This is a genomic window from Serratia sp. JKS296 (assembly GCF_900215445.1).
Taxonomy (GTDB): Bacteria; Pseudomonadota; Gammaproteobacteria; order Enterobacterales; family Enterobacteriaceae; genus Serratia; species Serratia marcescens.
The window spans coordinates 1923939-1944839 of record NZ_OCMX01000001.1; the positions used below are offsets into that span (position 1 = coordinate 1923939).

General features: G+C 59.6%; 17 protein-coding genes. 1 reads left to right on the forward strand and 16 read right to left on the reverse strand.

All coding sequences use genetic code 11. From position 1 onward, the window contains the following. Positions 1 to 16 precede the first annotated feature (16 nt). From tssM to CRO23_RS09165, 13 genes are all read right to left on the reverse strand, one after another. The gene (gene tssM, locus CRO23_RS09105; protein ID WP_016927263.1) at positions 17 to 3652 is read right to left on the reverse strand and encodes a type VI secretion system membrane subunit TssM; all 3636 of its coding nucleotides are present in this window, start codon (positions 3650 to 3652) and stop codon (positions 17 to 19) included. Beyond that, complete coding sequence (locus tag CRO23_RS09110) at positions 3652 to 4854, reverse strand: DotU family type VI secretion system protein (RefSeq protein ID WP_016927264.1); 1203 nt, start codon at positions 4852 to 4854, stop codon at positions 3652 to 3654. Before CRO23_RS09110 ends, tssM begins: the two co-directional genes overlap by 1 nt. A 21-nt stretch (positions 4855 to 4875) precedes the next feature. Continuing rightward, positions 4876 to 6222 (reverse strand): type VI secretion system baseplate subunit TssK, encoded by a 1347-nt coding sequence (tssK, locus tag CRO23_RS09115; protein WP_028128110.1) that lies wholly within the window; start codon positions 6220 to 6222, stop codon positions 4876 to 4878. 40 nt (positions 6223 to 6262) lie between these two features. Next, positions 6263 to 6793, reverse strand: a complete 531-nt coding sequence (gene tssJ, locus CRO23_RS09120; RefSeq protein WP_042705419.1) for a type VI secretion system lipoprotein TssJ — start codon at positions 6791 to 6793, stop codon at positions 6263 to 6265. Between the two features lie 29 nt (positions 6794 to 6822). Next, positions 6823 to 7323, reverse strand: a complete 501-nt coding sequence (tagV, locus tag CRO23_RS09125; protein ID WP_016927267.1) for a type VI secretion system accessory protein TagV — start codon at positions 7321 to 7323, stop codon at positions 6823 to 6825. A gap of 48 nt (positions 7324 to 7371) precedes the next feature. Then, complete coding sequence (locus CRO23_RS09130; protein WP_004934933.1) at positions 7372 to 7764, reverse strand: DUF4150 domain-containing protein; 393 nt, start codon at positions 7762 to 7764, stop codon at positions 7372 to 7374. 16 nt (positions 7765 to 7780) lie between these two features. Continuing rightward, positions 7781 to 8416 (reverse strand): DUF3540 domain-containing protein, encoded by a 636-nt coding sequence (locus tag CRO23_RS09135; protein WP_016927268.1) that lies wholly within the window; start codon positions 8414 to 8416, stop codon positions 7781 to 7783. A gap of 30 nt (positions 8417 to 8446) precedes the next feature. Then, positions 8447 to 9514, reverse strand: coding sequence for a pentapeptide repeat-containing protein (locus tag CRO23_RS09140; RefSeq protein ID WP_016927269.1), 1068 nt, complete (start codon positions 9512 to 9514; stop codon positions 8447 to 8449). After that, on the reverse strand, positions 9511 to 12063 hold the full coding sequence (locus CRO23_RS09145) for a DUF2169 family type VI secretion system accessory protein (protein ID WP_097101820.1): 2553 nt from the start codon (positions 12061 to 12063) through the stop codon (positions 9511 to 9513). Before CRO23_RS09145 ends, CRO23_RS09140 begins: the two co-directional genes overlap by 4 nt. Before the next feature lie 171 nt (positions 12064 to 12234). Next, positions 12235 to 12735, reverse strand: coding sequence for a hypothetical protein (locus CRO23_RS09150; protein WP_049299109.1), 501 nt, complete (start codon positions 12733 to 12735; stop codon positions 12235 to 12237). Between the two features lie 86 nt (positions 12736 to 12821). Then, entirely contained in the window at positions 12822 to 13211 is a 390-nt protein-coding gene (locus CRO23_RS09155) for a DUF3592 domain-containing protein (protein WP_016927272.1), read from the reverse strand. A 10-nt stretch (positions 13212 to 13221) separates the two neighbouring features. After that, positions 13222 to 15561 carry a type VI secretion system Vgr family protein gene (locus tag CRO23_RS09160; protein ID WP_016927273.1) on the reverse strand — a complete coding sequence of 780 codons (2340 nt, stop codon included), beginning with the start codon at positions 15559 to 15561 and terminating at the stop codon, positions 13222 to 13224. A 512-nt stretch (positions 15562 to 16073) separates the two neighbouring features. Further along, the gene (locus CRO23_RS09165; RefSeq protein WP_049299114.1) at positions 16074 to 17006 is read right to left on the reverse strand and encodes a LysR family transcriptional regulator; all 933 of its coding nucleotides are present in this window, start codon (positions 17004 to 17006) and stop codon (positions 16074 to 16076) included. Between the two features lie 97 nt (positions 17007 to 17103). Between CRO23_RS09165 and pcp the strand changes: the two genes are divergently transcribed. Next, positions 17104 to 17751 (forward strand): pyroglutamyl-peptidase I, encoded by a 648-nt coding sequence (gene pcp, locus CRO23_RS09170; RefSeq protein ID WP_079451586.1) that lies wholly within the window; start codon positions 17104 to 17106, stop codon positions 17749 to 17751. 45 nt (positions 17752 to 17796) lie between these two features. Here the strand turns inward: pcp and CRO23_RS09175 are convergent, their stop codons facing one another. From CRO23_RS09175 to ydgT, 3 genes are all read right to left on the reverse strand, one after another. Then, positions 17797 to 18828 (reverse strand): NADP-dependent oxidoreductase, encoded by a 1032-nt coding sequence (locus tag CRO23_RS09175; protein WP_016927277.1) that lies wholly within the window; start codon positions 18826 to 18828, stop codon positions 17797 to 17799. An 84-nt stretch (positions 18829 to 18912) separates the two neighbouring features. Beyond that, positions 18913 to 19332 carry a universal stress protein UspC gene (uspC, locus tag CRO23_RS09180; RefSeq protein ID WP_016927278.1) on the reverse strand — a complete coding sequence of 140 codons (420 nt, stop codon included), beginning with the start codon at positions 19330 to 19332 and terminating at the stop codon, positions 18913 to 18915. 197 nt (positions 19333 to 19529) lie between these two features. Beyond that, positions 19530 to 19745, reverse strand: coding sequence for a transcription modulator YdgT (ydgT, locus tag CRO23_RS09185; RefSeq protein ID WP_004934895.1), 216 nt, complete (start codon positions 19743 to 19745; stop codon positions 19530 to 19532). Between the last annotated feature and the right edge of the window lie 1156 nt (positions 19746 to 20901).

The window sequence follows — 20901 nt, forward strand, 5'->3', positions numbered from 1 at the left end:
TCATGTCCTTTCGGGGCTACGGGCACGAGAAGGCCGGCAGTTGGAACGGATTGCGGATGCTGTTGGGCGTAAACTCCAGCGTGACGCGGTGGCCGTCGAGATTGAAGGTCGCCTGACGGCCGAGGCCGGCGGTGCCCGACGATTGCGCCATGTCCACCAGACGGTTCAGCGCCCACGGCCCGCTGGTCACCAGACTGGCCGTGGTGCCGTTGGCCAGCGCCAGCTGCAGATGCACCTGGTTGGTATTGCGGGTGCCCGGCCAACTGACCACCAGCGGCACCTGTGGGCCGTGGCTGTATTTGAACAGCTGCCCGTCGATATCCAGCGTCAGGTTGAGGATGTCGTTATCCATCCGCACCGGCCGCACGGTCACGCGGTAAGAGGGCGTCGCGGTGCCGTTGGCGAAAAAGGCGTCGCGGATGCGCTGCGCCTGCTGGAACGAGCGCAGGATACCTTCGCCACCGGGCAGCGTCTTGCCGTCCACGCCGGGGGTGAAACGCCAGTTGGCGCGGGTGGTGTCGACCTTGCCCTGCAGGTTGTCGCGGAAGAAGCTGTCCATCAGCCCGCTGTTCGGTGCGAACATGCGCGCCAGATCGTCCGGCGTCACTTCCTGGCGCGCCCGGGCCACCAGCGGATAACGCCCGGCGATCGCCTGGCGGCAGAAGCTGCCGACCTCGAAGCTGATGCGTTTTTTCACGTTCTCCATCTCTTTGCGCTGGGTGTCGCTGCTGGCGCCGATCGCCAGCGACAGCAGCATCTGTTTGAACGGCACCGGCAAGCGGCCGGACTCGGCCTGCAGGCGCGGGATGATGTCGCTCGGCGGCGCCGACATGCCGCTGTTGGCCGCGCCCTGAACCGCCGTCAGATAGCTGTACAGCTCATCGACCTGCTTCAGCACGCTGTCGAAAGGGATCGCCTTATTGCCTTCGCCCTGGCTTTGCGCCAGCTCCAGCAGCGGCGCGAAGTGCGCCATCACCAGCTGTTCCGGCTGGGCCGACACGTCGCCGTCGGCGTTGGCCGGCCGGTTGGTGAACAGCGCCTCCAGCGTGCGGTTGGCGTTTTGGTTCAGCCTGTCTTCGGTTTTGGCCAGCAGCGAGCGGGAGTCGGCGTCGCTTTTCTCGTCGCGCAGGGTGACGTTTTTGCTGACGTTGACCAGCAGGTTGCGCATCGGCGACGGATTGCCGGACAACAGGCGCGCGCTGCTGATGCGCTGGGTCAGGTTGCCGATGTTGGCCAGTTGGATATCCCCCAGCAGCTCATCCCAGGCGCTGATGAAGTCCTGCATGTACAGCTGGCGGATGGTCTTGGTCAAATCGGCGCTCTTCTGCTCCGGCGTCTGGCTGTTCAACACCCAGACGTCTTCCTTACGCAGGGTGTCGGTCACCGGGTCGATGTTGTCGTTGAACGCTTTCCAGTACCCTTGTGAGGTGAACAGGCCCGGCACGCCGTCGGTGACCGGTTTGCCGCTTTTGCGGCTGAACGCCAGCTCGGTTTGCGGGCCGGCCAAATCGACCAGGCTGACCGGCTTGATGTCGGTCTGTTTCAGCAGCAGGCGCTTGAGGCGGCCATAGACGCGCTGCGACAGCGGCGCCCGGTTGATGGCGGCCTGCGCCTGCGCCACCAGCTGTTCGTCTTTGGCGTAGGGCGAGGCCTGGATCTGCGCATCCAGCAGTTGGCTCAGGTGCCATTCGATCTGTTGCAGCTGTTTTTGGGTGCTGCCCTGCGGCAGGTTGCGCTGCAGGTTGAGCATCACCCAGGCGCGCAGGAATTTGCCGTCGTACTGCTTCGGCAGATACAGCATCTGGTAGGCCTTCAATGCTTCATAGCTGAAGTCCGCGTCGCCGTGGTTATCGTTGCGCAGCGTGGTGGCGATCTGTTGCGCCACCTGCGGCAGCAGCAGCTCTTTCAGCGCTTTTTGGTACAGGGCATTGCCGGCGTCACCGACCTGATCGCCGCGGAACAGCCCCATGCGGTAGGTGAACGGCGGATCGTCCAGCGAAAAGTTCTGGCTGTCCGGCAGGTGCAGCAGGCTGTTGAGGAACGGCAGCAGCGAGAACATGTCGCCGTTGCCCACCTGCGTCAGGCTTTGCCCCTGGCGCTCGACGCCGGGCACCTTGGCGGCCACTTCCGCCAGATAGGCCTTGTTGTTGCCATAGCTGGTGAACCAGAGCATCGCCAGCACCGCCAGGACCACCGCCAGCGCGATGTAACCCGCCCAGTGCAGGGCGCGGTTGCGATATTCCCACCAGCGGTTGCTGCCCGCCAGCCCGGACTCCTGGAAGACCACCGATTCCAGCGTCTCTTTCAGGAAGAAGCTCTGGCCCTTGGCCGCCGGGATTGGCGTTTCTTGGCCCACGCTGTCCCAGGCGGTGTTGGTCTGCGCCCCTGAGTTTGCCGTTGGCAGCTGCAGGTAGCGGTTCAGCTCGCCCATCACTCGGTCGAACGGCAGGCCTTCCTGGGTGCCGCTGGTGAAATAGATGCCGCGCGGGGTAAAGCGGGTTTCAAAACTGGAGGTAGCGAACACCTGATCCAGATAGTGGCTCAGCAGCGGGCGCAGCGCGGCGAATTCTTGCGGGAACAGGTAGCTTTCGGCGCGCTGGCGCGCGTCGTGTTCCATCAGCAGCGTATCCGGCAGCGCCGCGTCCAACCGCTGTTGCAACAGGGCGTAGTGCTGTTCGAAGGCGGCGTTCAGGTTGAAGTCCGGCTGCCGCGAGCGCTCGTAAGGGAAGGTGAACCCCCAGATCTGGTCGCGCTGCGCTTTGTCGAAGCTGCCGAAATAGGCCATAAAGCCGTTGAGCAGGTCGGTTTTGGTCACCAGCACATAGACCGGGAAGTGAATGCCCAGCTGTTCATGCAGTTCGATCAGGCGTTTGCGCAGCGCGCTGGCCTGGGCGGCGCGCGCTTCGGCGCTGTCGCTCAGCAGATCGGCGACGCTGATGGTGACCATCACGCCGTTGATTGGCTGGCGGGTGCGATATTTTTTCAGCAGCGCGACAAAGCTTTGCCATTCGCCGGCGTCTTCTTCGCGCTGGCTTTCCTGGGTGGTGTAGCGGCCGGCGGTGTCGAGCAGCACGGCGTCGTTGGTAAACCACCAGTCGCAGTTGCGGGTGCCGCCCACGCCGCGCAGCGCGGATTTGCCGAAGCGATCCGCCAGCGGGAAGTGCAGGCCGGAATTGACCAGCGCGGTGGTTTTGCCGGCGCCGGGCGCGCCGATGATCACATACCACGGCAGCTGGTAGAGGTATTGGCGGCTAAAGCGGGTCATCCAGCGGTGTTTGCCGTCGCCCTGGCCCGGTGCGAAGCGCGCCTTTTTCAGCAGCTGCGCCGCTTCATCGAAGCGCTGCGCCAGCTGATCGTCTTGTTTAACCTCGGGCTTGCCGTCTTCCGCCGGCACCGTTTCGGCGGTGCGCAGGTTGCTCAGCAGGCGGCTGTTGAACCAGGCGCTGTAGAGGCGCGGGATCAGGCGGCACAGGAACCAGATCAGGTAGATGACGCCAATGGCGATCTGGCGGTTGAGTTCCGGCTCCAGCGGGCGATAGTCGCCGATGGCCACCAGCGGGCCGATCATCCAGATGATGAACGCCAGCGCGGTAATGCCGACAAAGCCCCACAGCAGGCGGCTGGTGATGATGGAGAATAACGTACTGAGCATTACTTTCCGGTTCCTTGCGGCAAGCCGTTGATTTCCGCCTGGGTGTTTTCCGGGGCGACCAACAGCGTAATTTCTACCCGGCGGTTCAACGCGCGGTTCACTTTGTTATCGTTCGGCGCGACGGGGTTGCTCTCGCCGCGGCCCTCGGCCTTGACCCGCTGCGGGTTGGCGAGGTGTTTTTGCAAGCGGGCGCTGACCGCTTCGGCGCGCGCCAGCGACAGCTCCCAGTTGGAGGCGAAACGGGCGCTGCGGATCGGCACGTTGTCGCTGTAGCCGGTGACCAGGATTTTGCCGCTGACGCCGTTCATGGCGGCGGCGATGCGGTCGATGACCGGGATATAGTTGGCGCGCACCGTGGTGGCGGCGGAGTCGAACAGCCCGTCGCCTTTGAGGATCACCACGCTTTGCTGCGCTTCGTCGCGCACCACCACCAATCCTTCGGCGATCTCCTTGCGCAGGAAGCTTTTCAGGCTCAGCGTCGGCGGCGCGGCCGGCGCCGGGTTACCGATCGCCACCTGCGGCAGATTGGTTTGGTAAATCGCCGCCAGCACCGGGCTGGTGTTGTCGCCCAGCCGCCAGTTGAGGGCGATAAACAGCAGCGAAGCCAGGAAGCCGGTCAGCGCCACGCAGGCCCACAGCGGCACCAGCGGGCGCCACAGTTTTTGCTGTACCGGCAGATCCAGCGCATGAGGCGACAGGGGAGGGGCGTAGCCGCCGCGCACCGTCCGGATCAGCTGCAGCAGACGCTGTTTCATGGTTTCCAGCTGAGAACGGCCGTTTTCCATGACCCGATAGCGGCCTTCAAAGCCCAGCAGCAGGCAATAATTGATCAGCTCCAGCAGGTTGATGTGCTCACGCGGGCTCTGCGACAGCTTGGCCAGCAGCTGGAAAAACTTTTCGCCGCCCCAGGTTTCGTTATGGAAGGTCACCAGCAGCCCGCTGCCGGACCACACGCTGTTGCTGCCCCACGGGGTCAGCGCCGCCGCTTCATCCAGCGCGGTGCACAGGCAATAACGCGCGCCGATGATCACTTCGTACGGCAGATTGGCGCGTTGGCCGCGGATCTCGAAGCGGCGCATTTCGTCGATCAGCTGTTGGCGCAGCTGCGCCGGGTTGGCGTGCGTAGCCGACTGGCGGATCTGCGAAATGGCGTTCAGCAGCGGGTTGGCGGCGTCCACCAGCGGATTGGCCGCCGGCGCCATGCTATTTTCCTGAGTCATAGGTTACCGGTCCGTATGGCTGCGAATCGCCCAAAATTCCATGTCCAGCCCCGGGAACTCGCCGGCCAGGTGCAGGGCGAAGGCGCTGGATTTTTCCATCTGTTTCCACAGGTCGCCGCCTTTTTCCAGCTCGAAATAGGTGTAGCCGGCGTGATAGGGGATCTGACGCGGCGCGGCGGGCATGGTGCGCAGGCCGATGCCCGGCAGCTGCAGCTGCACCAGATCGCGGATGCGCGTGACCGGGGCGATCTTCATCTGCGCCGGGAAGTGGGTCAGCAACACCTCGGCGGCCACGTCGGCGCGCACCGCCAACACGAAGCCGAAGTCGCGCATCATTTTGGCGTCCTGCACGGTGGCGACGTTCAGCCCGTGGGATCGTTCGACCAGGGTCAACTGAATGGCGTTGTCTTCCAGCACCACCGACAATCCTTGACGCAGCAACAGCATCAGCTTGCCGAAGCACAGCGCCAGGTTGTCGTGGTCGTACACCGGCAGGCGGCCTTCCGGGGTACGCTGCGCCGAGAAGCTGGCGAGCTCGGTGGCGAACTGCAGCCAATCGGCGAACAGGCGCTCCGGGTGCAGATGATCGAGGTGATAGGCGTGACTCACCTGGCCGAGATGGCGGTTGATCAGCTGCAGCAGCATGAAATCGACCATTTCGGAACTGCCGCCGCGCCCCGGCTGCAGCAGGCGCTGGCTCATCTGCTGGCTGCGCTGTTGCAGCAGGCCCTGCAGATCGTTGATGAAGGTCTTCAGTACCGGGTTGCCCTGGCAGTTCAGCATCGGCGGGATCTGTGCGGTATCGAGACGCAGGCTGTTGTCGCCGCGCTTTTCCAGCACGCGGGTAACGCCGAGCGCCGTCCATTCGGCGTTGAGTTCACTCTCCAGCATCAGCCGCAGGCGCAGGCGGCCAAATTGCAGCGCCGCGCTGCCCACCGAGACGGCATTAAGATCGTCGACTTCGTTCTCGTAAGCCAGATAGCGCGCCAGCGCCTCCGGGCTTTCCTGAAAGATCACGTCTTCACGCCCTGCGCGGTAAGTCGGCAGGGCCAGCACCACGTTTTCACCGGTCTTGTTTTCGGCGATGCTCAGCGGCGCGGGCGCCTGCTGGGCGCCGGCAAAGCGAAACGGCGTGCCGTCCGGCATGATGCCGCTGGCTGCGTTGAGCGCAATCTTGCCCTGGCGCAGCAGCGTTTGGTCCAGATCCAGGGTGAGGAACCCCCAGAAACAGCCGCTGTGGGCCTGACCCCAGTTGCGCATATAGCCTTCGAGATAGTTTTCCGCCTGCTGGAAATGGTGAGGGCGCAAAAACATCCCCTCAGTCCAGACAACCTTATGAGCATCTTTCATCATCACACCTATAGTTACTTCGCTTCAGCGCAGCGGTAGGTCAGTCGACCTTTTTTACGGGACGCAGGCCATTCACGCCCGCGACGATATGCGCTTCCAGCTCATCCGGCGAGAATTGCCATACCTTGTAGAAATTGGTTTCGGTGGGCTCCGGCAGCGGCAGCGAAATGCGCCAGGTCTTGCCGTCCAGGTTTTGATACTCGGCGATTACGCCGATGTAACGTGCGTCCAACGCGCTTTGCCCGCCGAGCGTCTTGCCGGTCTGGCCCGGCGTCAGGAAGAACTGATCGCTGTCCAGCAGGCTATTGCCGAGCACGCTTTTGGCGTCGTTTTGCAGACTGAAGAAGTCGGCATCCATGAATTCCGCATCCGAACGCAGCAGCAGCACGCGAATTTTTATCGGCGCCGGTTGCGCGCCGGCGGCGGCGTTGACCTGGCGATCGGCATCGAACACCAGGCTGTAGCGCGACGGCACGCTTTTGGCGGAAGACATGCAGCCGCCGAGCGCCAACGCGCCCAGCAGCAGAAACAGCATCCCGCACCAGCGGGAAGCGATAGGGGTCGTCATCATGGGAATCTCGTCGCCCGCAGGCGTACTGACTACTGGAGGATCCAGGTGGCTGAGCCGGCGTTTTTACACGCCTTGCTGTCGCCGCCGACTTTGACGCAGTCCTGTTTGGCGGCGCGCGCGCGGCGCGGCAGATCTTTGCGCAGCGTCGATTTGTAGCGCGCTTCCGGCACGCCGGCGTTGGCCTGGATATAACCCACCAGATCGCCGCCGCGGATGGCGGAGATCGCCAGCCAATTGTTTTCCACTTCGCCCAGCGCGTAGAACGCGGCGGCGTTGTCCAGGCTGCCGACGGCGGTGCCGGTATAATCGGGGCTGCTCATGATGCTGGCGGCGTACAGGCTGCGGTATTCCTCACCGAGCGGTTTGAACTGTTTCGGCGCGCTCACCGCGGCGCGGTGCTTTAGCGTGACGCCATTGACTTCACTGCTGACGATGGCGTCGTTATTGAGCGCCGGCGGCGGTGGCGGCGGGGTGGAGCAACCGGCAAGCGTCAGGGCGGTCAGCAGCGTCAGGGTAATCCGTGTTTTCACAATGTCCTCTTCTTCTTGATTGAATGGCTGTGTAATAAGGCGCCGTCATCAGGGCGCAAGCAGCAACACTTTTAATTGGCTCGGCACGATGCGCATGCCGAGCGCGTTGGTGGAATTCTGCAGGCTGAGGCTGGTCAGCCGGGTGGCCGGGGTGCCTTTGAGCAGCACGGTAAAGGCGCCGGTCAGGTGGCGGGACGGCCCCATCACCGTCCCGGAAGCGACCCCGGTGGCCACGCCGGGGTTGTCGCCGTTGGTCAGCGGCGTCACCGTCGCCATGTTGTGCGCCGGGGTGCCGACGAACAGAATATTGAATGCGTTCGGGATGGCGGTCGGCGCGAGGGCGATATCCGGGTAGGGCACGGGCACCGGCGCCGGGCTTGGCGTCAGACAGACGTCGGGAAACGCCAGGTCCACGCCGATCATTTGGCTGTTGGCAAACATAAAAGGCCTCCGCAGGTTATCCGACGTGGATTTGTTCCGAATCCAGCTTGGTGATGTCTTTCGAGGTAATCAGCGTGTTGCGGGCATGAATGCGGGCGTAATCTTCCGCCTGGTAATCCAGCTGCCCGGCGCGCACGTGCTCGGTTTGGCGCACTTTGCGGAACAGCGAATGGCTGATCTGGCTGACTGAATGCCACAGCGACTCGCAGCGTTTGCCGACCAGGCGGCTGAGGCTGACGAAGGCCGACAGCTCTTCGCCGCTGTATTTCATCTTGTCGACGTGGCAGTCGCCGCTGTTCGCCTGCAGCGTCATGGCGTCGCCGCTCAGGTTCAGCGCCTGCGCGCCGTGCAGCGACAGCGAACCGTTCGGCGTTTCAATCTGCAGATCGCCTGCGACGCAGAGCCGCGCCGCGTTTTGCGGTTCCGCACGTTCGAGGACGGCGATCGCCCACAGCTGGTGGCCGCAGCCGGCGACCAGCACGTTATCGCCGAGGGCCGGCGTCAGCAGGCAGCTCGCCGCCCGGCGGCAATGCCAGCCGCGGCCTTCGCACTCCACCACCAGGCTGCCGTCCGGCAACAGATTGACGATCTGGCCGGCGGCCTGCTGGGGCGGTGCGATGTTGACGGCGCGAGTTGTGTTGGCAACGCTCATGGTGATCCCCTCGTGAAGTGGTCAATGCATTCAGATTCGGCTCTGGCGCTGTGCGCTCCAGGTTTCAGCGGCGTACAGCTCTTCGTCGCTCTCGAGGATCCCGCTGCGATCGCCCCAGCGTGTTTGCTGCTGGTGGGCGCGGTGCATGCGGGTGCGCATAAAACGCGCACGCCGGAAATCGGCGGCGCCGATGTCGGCGTAACAGAAGTCGGCGTAGGTCAGGTCGCTGTCGCTGAAATCACAGCGCGCCGCGCGGCTGCGCTGGAACACGCATTGATACAGGCGCGCCTGGCTAAAGTTGGCGGCGTCCAGCGTCGCTTCGCTGAAGATCGCCTGATCGAACTGCCCGCTGCGGCACTGCGCGTGGCTCAGATTGGCCTCCAGCCACAGTGACTGCTGCGCTTGCACACCCGTCAGGTTGGCGCGCCGCAGCGAAGCGCCCTTGAAATTGCTCTGGCGCAACGTCGCCTGGCTGAAATCGACGTCGTCCAGTTGGTTATCGGTAAACTGGCAGGCGATGAGGCGCTGCCCGGCGTAACTTTTGCCGCGGTGGTCACATTCGAAAAACGTGACGCGGTCGAAATCAACCCCTTCAAGCCTTGTTTCACAGAGATTTAATCGAAAGAATGTGACAAGTGACAGCCTCGTATGGCTTAAATCTGCACCGTCGAGCGGGCTTTCGTAAAAGGTGGTGCGATCGTGCTGAGTGGCGGAAAAATTCGCGCCGGCCAATTGGCATGACATCCAGTGGCTTTGGTTGAGCGACAGCCGGCTGAAGTCGCTCTGTTCGAGCCGGCAGTCGTTGAACATCGTCAGTTCGATATGGCTCTCGCTGAAGCGGCCGCCCGCCATGACGCACTGATTGAAGGCCGTTTGCTTCAGGTTCGCCCGCGCAAATTGAGCGTGTTCGAGCCGGCAATCGCTGAAGACGCTGTCGCGCAGATCGCAATCGGAGAAGTTCACGCCGTTCAGGTTCAGTTCGTTGAACATGCCGCCGGCCAAATCCATACCGGCGAATGACAGGCCGTGCAAATCCTCACCGGCAATCAGCTCGCCGCGTTTCACGCGCTGGCGTATCTGCTCAGGTTTTGACGTCATACTTCCTTCCCGTTATGGCGAGGCAATGTTTTCACCCTGGCGGTATAGGCACCGTCGAGCCGTGTCGCCTGATCCACTTGCGACTGCGACAAATCGGCCCGGAACAGATTGGCGCCCTGCAGGTCGGCGCCTGACAGCACGCATTTTTGCAGGATCGCCGCGATGAAATTGGCGTCGCGCAGGTTGGCCTGGGACAGATCGCAGCGAATGAACAGGCTGCCGCTGCCGTTGGCCTGACGGAAATCGGCCTCGTTCAGCCGGGCTTCCGACAGGTCGCAGTTGTCGAGGCGCGCGCGGTTGAAATTCGCCCGCTGCAACGGCATCTGGCGCAAATTGCACTGATTCAGCGTCGCGTCGCTGAAATCCGCCTGCGGCAACAGCGTCTTGGCCGCGAAGGCGCAGGCGGTGAGGCGTGCGGCGCGGAAGCTGAGGCTTTGCGTCTCGGTATCAACCCAGGCGCAGCTCTCTAGCCGCGCCCGATCGAAGTTCACCGCCAGCAGCCGGCATTTGACGAAGCTGACTTTGTCGAGCCGGGCGTGGCTGAATGTCAGCTGCTCCAGTTGCAGCTCCATCAGCGTAATGTTGGCCAGCGTGGCGCGGTTGAAGTCACACTGCCCGAGCAGGGTTTCGTATCCCAGCAAGTCGCGTAACGACGCCATCGTGAAATCGCAGCGTTGAAACAACGTTTGCTGAATGTTGGTTTCGTGCAACTGCGCGCCGCCGAAATCCGTCGCTTCGCATTTCGCCAGGGCCAAGGAGGCGTGGCTCAAATCGGCCTGCTGTAAGACGGCGCCGCTGAGATCGGCGCGCGCCAACATCGCCTCGCGAAGATCGCAACCCACCAATTGGGTTTGGCGCAGATCGGCGTTTTCCAGCAAAGCGCCGCGCAAGTTAGCCTGGCAGAGATCCATGCCGGACAGATCGGCGCCGGTGAGATCAAGACCGCTGAGATCTTTATCGCGCAGCATGGCGGCGGCGACGCGTTGGCGAATGATTTGCGCCAGATCGCCACGCAAACGCAGTGCAGGGCTTTGCGCCTGCGCCGACATTAAATACATTTGATGCAGCGCGCGCTCGCTTTCCCCACGCTGTTTAGCGCTAAACGCGTCGGGATGGCGGCGCGCCTCCTGGAACAGCAGATCGCGTTGCTGCTGGTAGCTTTCCGCACCGGATGGCGGCACGTGATCCCCACCGGGGTTGAGCGGGTCGATGCCCTCGGCTTGCGTCAGCTTGAGCATGTCCTGATACTGCGCCTCGGCCTGGTTTTCCAGACGCTCGACGAATTCGGCGAGCTGGTCAAGCTTCGGCGGCGCCTCTTGCGACGGGCGCGGGAAAAGTTCATCGATGTCTTGCCCCTCGCGCAGCAGACGCTGGCGATGCTCTTCGCGTTGCTGGTGCTCGTAGGCGGCGATATTTTCCGCCATCGGGCTTTGCTGCGTCGGCGTTTCCGTATCCAGCCAGGCGCCGATGCACGCCTCCGGCAGCAACTCTTGTTCACGAAAAGCGTGCAGAGCACCCCGTTCTTTATCCAGCCGCTGGGCCAACACCTGCCGATAATGCGCGGCGGAGCGGGGCTCGCCTTCGGTTTCCAGGGCCGGCATCAGCTGCATCACGTCGGCGGCATCGTCTTCATTGATGCGTGTGCTGCCCTGATAAATCAGCAGCATCTGTTCCCGATGTGGGAAGAACCAGACGGTGGTGTGGCGCATCGCGATCTCTTCGAAATGCGTTTCGCCGCCGCGCAGCCGGTTGATGAAGCAGCGCGCGCGCCACGGCGGCAAATGCCCTTGCTGCACCGGTTCTGAAGGGTGCATGTTCCAAATCCGATAGGCGGCCCGGGGCGGCAAGCTGTCGCGTTGAGGAAACTGCTGATCGCTTTCCGCCATGTTGAACAGGCGCCAGTCGATATCGTTGGCGAAGCCGGGAAAGCCGTTTTTCAACCAGTCGGCGTCGTAGTTTTTGCCGATGCGGGAGAAGCGGCGCGGCCAGGTGATATCCAACGCGTCAAAGCTTGCCGGTTGCGCGCTTTGCCGAGAAGACGCAAGGCGCCCCTGCAGGGGTTCAACATTGGGTAGGCGATGGATGCGGCCTTGCGGAAATGTTTCTGGGGTGGCGCCGATGCCGTGCGGATTATCGGCGAACTGTGCGCCGCCGTAAGCCCGGCGCCAGTCCAGACGCATCTCTGCAAAAGGGAGGGGAGTAGAGGGGCGATCGTTGATCCAATGGCGATCGCCGAAAACCACCAGCGTTTTTTCCAGCGAATCAAGCTGGATCTTCACGGCGCAAGCGGTTTTGTCTTGTTGATGATGGGTGTAGGCGTTGCCGGTGGCGAGAAACTCCGCGCAGGCTTTTGGGATAGCCAAATCGAGCACGCCGCCGCTCAACGTGAGTTCGTCGGCGGCCAACTGCCACAACTCCGGTTCGGGACGCAGGCGCGGGGCTGCCCCCATGTCGGCCAAGGCCAAAACGGAAACGCCCAGATGGTTTTGCCCTTGCCAAGAGAAGGGTCGATGAAGCGCGCTGAGGCGCAGAGGTTTTACGACTTTCATTGTGTGTGTAAAGCTTCCTGTGGATATCAGCCGGCAGCCAGGCTGCTTGCTCAAAAACAATCCGTTTTTCGGTTTAATAGATATCAGGCTATGTCACAACAGATGAAGAAAACGATGCGGCGTTCAGAGCCGATCGCCAATGCGGGGAGCGCCCCGCTTCGAAATGGATGATCAAGAGGACAGTGCGTTGTCCTTTCCGCTTATTCCACGAGCCAGCAGCACGGCCGCCACGGACAACGCCGCGGCGATCGCCTTGGCGATCAATTGGCCGGCGCTCTCCAGGTGATAGGGCGCAAAGAAGCCGACGTCGGCGGTGCCCAGGATCAGCAGCGCGGCGAGCGCCGCAAAACAGGGCAGCTCTATCGCCAGCGCCAGGCGGCCGGTGGGCGCCGCACCCAGGTAACTCATCAAAAAGCCGGGAAAAATCAGCAATCCGATCAGTTCTGCGGGGGCATTCACCGCAGACATCACCTGCTGGTTGTATTTCAGGAGCGCCAGCATCAGCGCGACAAAGATCAGCAGCCGCAAAGGCAACGTGACCGCTCGGTTGGCCGACAAGAAGGTTTTGCCGATCGCAGCGAGCAATACGCAGCCAACCAGGATGCCAAAGAAGGTAAACAGGATTTGTCCCCAGAGGCTGTCCTGCGTCGAAAAGGCAATGAACGTGCCCATCGTGACACTTCCTTATGCAAGGTGATTTCGCGAACTGATGAACGATAAGCCGTTTCGGATCGCGTGATTGAAGGGATGCTTTTCGCTCAAAGCCGGGAAAGCTCTTCGATCACCGCTTTTTTGGGATTCTTCGGATCGTACTTTATCGCGATGAAATGGCCCGGCTGATAACGCGGCAGATCCACGACGCTGATCGGGCCTTTCGCCACGGCCGTACGGTTTTTCCCGTCTTGGGCGATGTACTTGACTTCGACTTCGCAGACCGGCCGATTCCCGTCCCACAGGTTGGTCTGGCGAATGCTGACGATTTGCCCTGAGGCGGAAATACCGTTCTCCATCACGCTGAGGGAAGAACCGATATGTTTGAAATAACCCCAGATATCGACCGTGATGAATTTGAAAAAGCCCACCAGGCTGAGAATGGGAGCCAATAAAATCAAACCGATAACGGTGAAAACATTTTTGGCCTTCGACATGGGTGTCCCTTTACAAGAAGATCGCCAGCGCCTTGGTGCTCAATCGTAAGGCACCGTTGGTCACCAGCGCGCCAAGCTGTGTGAACGTCATGGGATCATTACTGAGCTTGAAATTGGTTTTGCTGATCGACAGCGGGTTATGCGAAATATCGAGCATCGTGTGTTTCAGGCTGGCCCCTGTCAACGCAAGATTTGAACCGTAAAAGGCGAAGTTGGCCCCGGTCGCCACCCATTTCAAGCCGTGGCAGTTGTCTTTCCAGCTCGGTGTTTGCACCGATACGCCGTCGCTGCTGGTGATATTGATCGTTTTCGCTTTGATGGTCAGCGTGCCGGTGATCGTTGTGCTCTGATCGTTTTTGTAGGTCTCGGTGACATTCCCGGTTACGGTGGCGGTTTGGCCGCCGCCTTTAATCGTCAATTCCTGCCCGCCGGCGGAGATGGTGGTGTGCTGCCCGCCGGAAGTGATGTTGACCGTTTGCCCTTGTTTGATGGTGCTGGTTTGTTGCCCCTCGGTAATGTCGAGGGTCTGGTTGCCTTTGACCGTGACATGCTGGGTTTGCGTAATGTTTTGCGTCTGCGCGCCGTCGAGCTTGAAGGACTGATTGCCGGTGATGTCGATTTTATCGCCGCCGTCGATAATCGTCAGGTCGCGGCCGCCTTTGATGTTCACCGTCTGATGAGCGTTCAGGTTGGCGGTTTCCAGCCCATTGACCGTCGTGGTGCGTTTCGCTTTGTACAGGAACGTGGCGTCGCCGGTGACGGTGTCGTCCTGCTGGCGACCGATGATGGTGGTGCGACTGCCGTCAATATTGACGTTCTTGTCGTTTTCCACCGTCATGTTCATGTTGCGTTCGGCGTGCATGTCGAAAGATTCGTTGCCGGGCGCATCTTCCAGGAACAGGAAGCTGGCATTGTCGGCGCCGCCGCCTTTACTGCGGCTCATAAAGCCCATTTTGGTGGCGTCGCCGGGCAGATCCCACGGTGGCATGCTGTCTTCGTTGTAAACGCGGCCGGTGATGATGGGGCGATCCGGATCGCCGTTGATAAAGTCGACCACCACTTCTTCACCGACGCGCGGGATCTGGATCCCGCCGTATTTCCAGCCGGCCCAGGCGCTGGAGACGCGCACCCAGCAGGAGCTGGTTTCGTTGCCGCTGCCGTGGCGATCCCAACGGAACTTGAGTTTCACCCGGCCATATTTATCGGTCCAGATGCTTTCGCCTTCCGGGCCCACCACTTCGGCAGTTTGCGGGCCATGGGTTTTCGGCCAGGGCGTGGTGCGCGCCGGGCGCCAATTGATGTCCGCCGGAACGACCTGAAATTCGGTTCGCTGCTCGCCGACGTCGTTATCGTTGCTGGCGTAGCTGTTTTCCTGCATGAAGTAATGCGCGCTGACCACCAGGTAGGCGCGGTTGTCTTCCATACGCGGCGCCTGGGTCAGTTGAAAACGGTAGCCGGGCGCAATGCCCTGCGAATTGCCTTCGCCGCTCATCTGCTCATGCTGCGCTTCGAACTCCTGTTGGCGAACCTTGACGTAAAACTGGCCATGGGCGTGATCGGTATAACGGCCGGGCCAGTCGAACACCTCGGCTTTGTCCTGCGCGAACGAGGCGGGATTTTGCCGGGCTTCCAGCAACCGCGCGCGCGGCTTGCGAAAATCGTAGTCATCCAGGCTATACAGGCTGGGCGTGATGGCGTCAGAAACGCTCCAGCTATTGATGCTGTCTTTGTTTTCCACCAGGCCGCCTTCCGCGAGCTGATAGGGAATGCTGGCGTAGCCGGCGAGTTCCTGATGCGCCGCCGGCGCGTCAGCCAGCACCAGCGTATGGCCGTCTTGCTGGTGCGTGAAATAGTAATAGATGCCTTCGTGTTCCATCAGACGGCTGATGAAATCGAAATCGCTCTCCTGGTACTGCACGCAGTACCCCCAGATGCGGTAGTCGTAACTCAGGCGGTTATCGATTTTCACCTGATACTGCCCCAGCACCTGAGTCAGGATGTCGGGAACGGTCTTTTCCTGGTAGATGCGAAAATCGCGGTTTTGCGTCAGATACCACAGCGTGGGGCGCAGCACGGCGCGGTAGATATAGTAACGGTTGCCGCCGGCTTCTCGTCCGGAGAGGGTCATGCGCGTGATATTGCCGTTGAGATAACGCGGCGCCAACGGATTGCCCCGCAGCTCCAGCGTGATTTTTTGTCCCAGCAGCGCTTTCAGATCGAGCCGATTGTCGGGGCTGAGCAGCTCGACGTCGAATTCGAACAGGCCGGCCAGTTTTTCCTCACCGGAAAGGCTTCTGAACAACAGCTGATGGGCGGGCAAAGGCGTGTGCGCAATGATAAGACGATCCATACTATTCCCCGGTTTAGGCATAGCTACCGCACGAGAATTGACGCGCGATCCCGATGGCGTATCTGTCACGAATGGAGACAGGAACTGACGAAAGATTTAACAAAGTTTACACAAAGGCACGATTTGTGCAGTCTACAATAGAGCACTGCATTTGCAAAATAGCCTTGTGGATCAATGCTCAATTCGTTAACTTGCTCACGATCTTGTTTTTTATCATTTAAAACATATGGATGCGGGTAGATCATTTTTTATCTCAAATTATTGGGTAATTGGTCATACCAAAAAATAAATGTGTAACACATAAGTCAACGTGCTTATAAAACAACTCTTTTTTTACGTAAAAAAAGTCACTGACTGTTTTTTATCCTTACCATTTGCCAGTTAAAGATGATCAAATATATAAATTTGGCGAATGTTAATTCGGATGATTCCTATTTGGTGGGCGTCCCAGGGCCCGCCGACGGGCCTGGGAACATGCGTTTGAACGGTTGAAAATGCAGCGAATGCCGCCGTTAGCGTGGAGAGGAGGCGAAGGAGAGTTGACCGATCAGCTCGCAGAGCCAGATTAAAGCCGGGTCGCGTTGCGCCTGCCGGCCGGCGATCAGCTCAATGGGGAAAGGCGCGATGGCCAACTCGTCAGGCAGCGGGAGAATGCGTACGCGTTGCGGATCGGAAAAATGCCGGGCCGCGCTGGCGGCCAGCGTGGCGATCAGATCGCTGTCGGCGACCACGGCCGGCAGAGCGGCAATGTGTGAAAAGGTCACGGCAACGCGCCGTTGGCCGCCGATTTCCGCCAGACGCCGGTCGACCAACCCTCTGGCAGAGCCGTCGTCTGCCGGTGCGTACAGCCCATGCGGCAGGCTGAGGTAGCGCGCCAGATCCCAGCGGCCGTCCGCCAGCTGTGGGTGTGAACGGCTGGCGATACACACCAGATGTTCTTCAAACAACGTGCGCACATAGTGGCTTTCCGCACCGGAAAGGTGCCCTCCCAGCGCGATATCCACCTCGCCGCGATCCAGCTGCCGGTAAATATTGTGGCGATCCAGGCGCGAAACGCGAATATCGATGCCGGGTGCAGTCTGACGCAATCGACTGATGATGGCGGGCAGCAGCAAGATATCGGCATAGTCGCCGGCCGCCAGCGTAAAACGCCGCTGCCCGGCGGTGGCCGGGTCGAAACGGGCAGGGGGCGCCAACGCCAGATGGATCTGTTCAAGCACCCGCTGTATTTGCGGCATCAGCTGGTGGGCGCGCGGCGTGGGCGCCATGGCGCCGCCGCTGCGAATAAACAGCGGATCGTTCAGAAGAATGCGCAGCCGTGCCAATGCATTGCTGACGGAAGGTTGCGCGCGGTTAAGACGCCGGCCTGCGGCGGTGACGTTGCGCGTCTGATACAACGCCTCAAACACCACCAGCAAGTTGAGATCGACGCTGGATAAATTCATTTTATGAATACCCTATATAAAGATAATCCATTTCCAGAATCATACTGCGTTCTTTAGGCTGGAAGTACACGAATTTAGCCTTCAATCAGGGGAAATGATGAACAAAGTCTTGATCACCGGCATTGAGCCGTTCGATGGTGATGCGGTGAATCCTTCCTGGCAGATTGCGCAGGCGTTGGCCGGTGAACATATTGCCGGCGCGGAGATTGTGGTGCTCGAGCTGCCCTGCGTATTGGGCGTGGCCAATCAGCAGTTGATCGCGGCGATTGAGGCATTGCAGCCGCTGGCGGTGATTTGTCTGGGGCTGGCCGGCGGCCGAGCCGAGATATCCCTGGAACGGGTGGCCATCAATCTGATCGATGCCCGCATTCCCGACAATGCCGGTAAACAGCCGATTGACGTGCCGGTGGTGGCCGGCGGGCCGGTGGGCTATTTCAGTACGCTGCCCGTCAAGGCCGCGGTGCAGCAACTGCGCCGGCAGGGGATCCCCGCGGCGGTCTCTTATACGGCAGGCACCTACAACTGCAACCATATTTTTTATGGTCTGCGTCACTATCTGGAGACGCATCATTCGCGGGTCAAGGGCGGGTTCGTGCATATTCCGTACAGCCATGAACTGGCGGCAGCGCACCCGGGCAAGCCGAGCATGGCGCTGGTGACGATGGTGGAAGCGGTGCGCACTGTCGTGCAGGTGACGCTGACGGTAGAGGAAGATGTGCGATTCGGCGATGGTGCCGTACATTAGCCGTACATTAAAAGCAGGGCGTGGCGTACCACGCCCTGCTGCGGGTTATTCGTCGGCGACGCGGATCACCAGTTTGCCGAAATTTTTGCCCTGCAGCAGGCCGATAAACGCCTGCGGCGCCTGCTCCAGCCCGTCGACGATGTCTTCGCGGAACTTGATTTTCCCCTGTTCGACCCAACTGCTCATTTGTTGCAAGAACTCGTCAAAGCGAGCGCCGTAGTCGTCAAAGATGATAAAGCCCTGCATGCGGATGCGTTTGCGCAGGATCAGCCCCTCCAGCAGCGGCAAGCGGTCCGGCCCCGCGGGTAATCCGGTGGCATTGTAATGGGCGATGATGCCGCATACCGGAATGCGCGCTTTGGTGTTCAACAGCGGCAGTACGGCGTCGAACACCGCCCCGCCGACATTCTCGTAATAGATGTCGATACCCTGTGGGCAGACAGCGGCCAACCGTTCGGCAAAGTCTGGGGCGCGGTGATCGATACAGGCGTCGAAACCCAACTCTTCCACCACATAGCGGCATTTTTCCGCACCGCCGGCGACGCCGACGACGCGGCAGCCTTTCAGTTTGCCGATTTGGCCGACCACCGAACCAACCGCACCGCTGGCGGCGGCCACCACCAGCGTTTCACCCGCCTGCGGTTGGCCGATGTCGAGCAGCCCCATGTATGCGGTAAATCCCGGCATGCCGAGCACGCCCAGCAGGCGGGAAGGGTGCGGCAAATGCGGACCGAGGTTGCGCAGGCCGCTGCCGTCGGACAGCGCATATTCCTGCCAGCCGTCATATCCCAACACCCAATCGCCGACGTTGAAATCGGGATGCTGTGAGGCCGCCACGCGCGATACCGTACCGCCCACCATCACCTGACCGATCTCCACCGGCGGCGCATAGGAGGGGGCATCGCTCATGCGTCCGCGCATATAAGGATCCAACGACAGATAGACGGTGCGCAGCAGCAGTTGGCCGGCACCGGGTTGCGGTGCGGGGACGGTATCGAGACGGAAGTTCGCCGCCGTCGGTTCGCCGTGCGGACGCGAGGCCAGCAGGAAGCGGCGGTTCTGTTGAGAAGGGGACATCGAAAGCTCCTTTGTGTTGCGGCAAACAAGGTCCGTTAAGCCTAGTCCAGGGGCGCTAAGGGGACGTGACCGAATGTGCTTAGCTCAGAGCGGAACGATCAGCACGTCGATATGACTGATATTGATAAAGCGGGCGGCGGAACAGGAGACTTTGTTCATCATGCTGTCTCGGTGATTGCCGCAGAGCAGCAGGTCAAACGGCTGACGGCGGCTGGCGAATGCCAGGCTGTCACCCAGCTCGCCATGCACGATCAGCGTATCGGCGATAGGGTAGCCGGCGCGTTGGCGCAGTTCTTCCATAAACAGCCGGGTTTCCTCTTCCATCAGCGAGCGCAAATCGCCCAGCATCGGTCCGGCGAAATTATTGTACATTTCCGGATTGGCGAGGGTGCTTAACAGGGTGATGCTGCCGCCGTAAGGGCGAACGATGGAGACGGCCTTTTCCACCAGGCGGTGGCTGTCAGGGGCAACGGCGACGGTGACCAGAACGTTTTGATACCCCATATCCGACTCCTTGTTGTATCCATCGTGTTTCAGGCTGCCGCATCGGCGGCCTTGGTGGAAGCACTGCGTCGGATAAAGGGTAGAACCTGGTGAGCCTAATAAATGTGTTTCATATCACGCGCGGCAATAAAAGCTGAATTTGCCCCGGTTATATAGCAATAAAAGATAAAACCGTTGCCGCACGTAATTTCACTGAATTAAAGCACCTGTGCCCACAGCGTTTTCGGCACCTTGCCCAGATCGAACAATTTACCGGCAACCAGCTCGGCGCGACGGTGGTCGGCGGCACGGTACATATTGCTCATTTCCGTATCGTTTTCAATGGAGTAGTTCAGTTTGTCGTACACCTTCTCCAGGCTGTCCAAAGAGGAGCATTTACGAAATGTCAGCAGATATTCGAGCGTATCGGTCATGATTAAAATATAGCCTGTTAATAGTTAAAGCCGGGTGAATAACACATGGCGACTCACGGCGACGCCGTCGAGGCAGCGATGTACGACCTGACAAAAATCATTTCAATTAGATAAATTGCACTGGGTAATGATGTCACGCCGCCCGTAGCGGCGCTTTGATAAATCATAATATGCCAGTGCGCCGTCAGCAATCTCAGCCTGCTGATTAATGGAGAAATAGGGAAAGTCTCAGGGCGGTTGACGGCCGACGCGTCGTCATTCGTGCTGTGCACCAGCGCGCGGTGCCGTGCCGGGCCTCTTTTGCGGTGATTTTTTCACCCGGCCGTGGCGCCGTCGCGCCATTGGGCGGTGTTTGTCGCCACTGCCTGCGTTGAAAAACCGTTTTTTCGATGACGAAATATCAACAGTAAAACAAAACTGCGTTTTATTTTATGACAATGAAGTGATGAAAGCCAAAGCCATGTAAATAATCTGTGGGGTGAGGGGGAATTATCTCGGCGTCAGAAAAAGAAATAAAAAGCATTAAAGTTTTATGAATTGCCGCCGATATAACGTTTTGGGGAAATTTAACTCAAAAAAAGCATTCTTGCATCGTGCTAATACGGAAACATATCGTTACGTCTGTTAGCTTGTTCACTACGCCTGCGAATCATTGATAAGCCATAATCACCTGATGTTGAAAATTAGAACAGCCTCAGGCGGAGGGCTTAAGTCAAATCCGATAGCTAATAACCTTATAGTTTACATTGGTTATTTTTCAGCTTGGATATTTTTTAGTAACTCAAATGGTTATTTATACTGAGTTTGTTGCCTATATGCAGATTTTTGTTCTGTTATTTTGGTTTGGTGATGCTTTTGTTCGAATTGATCTAAAAAAGATAATTTTTTGGCGGATAAACATTGTTTTTAAGACGTTTTTTTACCTATGGCTGTTTTATGAGCAAATTGGCGGTCAATAAATGAACGTATTTGGGTGTATTTGGCTTAATTATTTTTTATTTTTGTGATCTATGTCACATTGTATTTAAAATTGCCTCTCACTTACATTGTGTGTGCTAATGGTTCGGGGGTAGAGTTGCGCTGCTTTAGGAATAATCTTATTAAATTTGTAAAAATAGTTTCATGGTGACTAAACACTATCGAAGCAGAATGCTGT

Excerpts from the sequence above, each read along its gene's own strand:
- tssM (WP_016927263.1), bottom strand. The coding sequence starts at position 3,652 with ATGCTCAGTACGTTATTCTCCATCATCACCAGCCGCCTGCTGTGGGGC.
- CRO23_RS09110 (WP_016927264.1), bottom strand. The coding sequence starts at position 4,854 with ATGGCGCCGGCGGCCAATCCGCTGGTGGACGCCGCCAACCCGCTGCTG.
- tssK (WP_028128110.1), bottom strand. The coding sequence starts at position 6,222 with ATGAAAGATGCTCATAAGGTTGTCTGGACTGAGGGGATGTTTTTGCGC.
- tssJ (WP_042705419.1), bottom strand. The coding sequence starts at position 6,793 with ATGATGACGACCCCTATCGCTTCCCGCTGGTGCGGGATGCTGTTTCTG.
- CRO23_RS09130 (WP_004934933.1), bottom strand. The coding sequence starts at position 7,764 with ATGTTTGCCAACAGCCAAATGATCGGCGTGGACCTGGCGTTTCCCGAC.
- CRO23_RS09135 (WP_016927268.1), bottom strand. The coding sequence starts at position 8,416 with ATGAGCGTTGCCAACACAACTCGCGCCGTCAACATCGCACCGCCCCAG.
- CRO23_RS09140 (WP_016927269.1), bottom strand. The coding sequence starts at position 9,514 with ATGACGTCAAAACCTGAGCAGATACGCCAGCGCGTGAAACGCGGCGAG.
- CRO23_RS09145 (WP_097101820.1), bottom strand. The coding sequence starts at position 12,063 with ATGAAAGTCGTAAAACCTCTGCGCCTCAGCGCGCTTCATCGACCCTTC.
- CRO23_RS09150 (WP_049299109.1), bottom strand. The coding sequence starts at position 12,735 with ATGGGCACGTTCATTGCCTTTTCGACGCAGGACAGCCTCTGGGGACAA.
- CRO23_RS09155 (WP_016927272.1), bottom strand. The coding sequence starts at position 13,211 with ATGTCGAAGGCCAAAAATGTTTTCACCGTTATCGGTTTGATTTTATTG.
- CRO23_RS09160 (WP_016927273.1), bottom strand. The coding sequence starts at position 15,561 with ATGGATCGTCTTATCATTGCGCACACGCCTTTGCCCGCCCATCAGCTG.
- CRO23_RS09165 (WP_049299114.1), bottom strand. The coding sequence starts at position 17,006 with ATGAATTTATCCAGCGTCGATCTCAACTTGCTGGTGGTGTTTGAGGCG.
- pcp (WP_079451586.1), top strand. The coding sequence starts at position 17,104 with ATGAACAAAGTCTTGATCACCGGCATTGAGCCGTTCGATGGTGATGCG.
- CRO23_RS09175 (WP_016927277.1), bottom strand. The coding sequence starts at position 18,828 with ATGTCCCCTTCTCAACAGAACCGCCGCTTCCTGCTGGCCTCGCGTCCG.
- uspC (WP_016927278.1), bottom strand. The coding sequence starts at position 19,332 with ATGGGGTATCAAAACGTTCTGGTCACCGTCGCCGTTGCCCCTGACAGC.
- ydgT (WP_004934895.1), bottom strand. The coding sequence starts at position 19,745 with ATGACCGATACGCTCGAATATCTGCTGACATTTCGTAAATGCTCCTCT.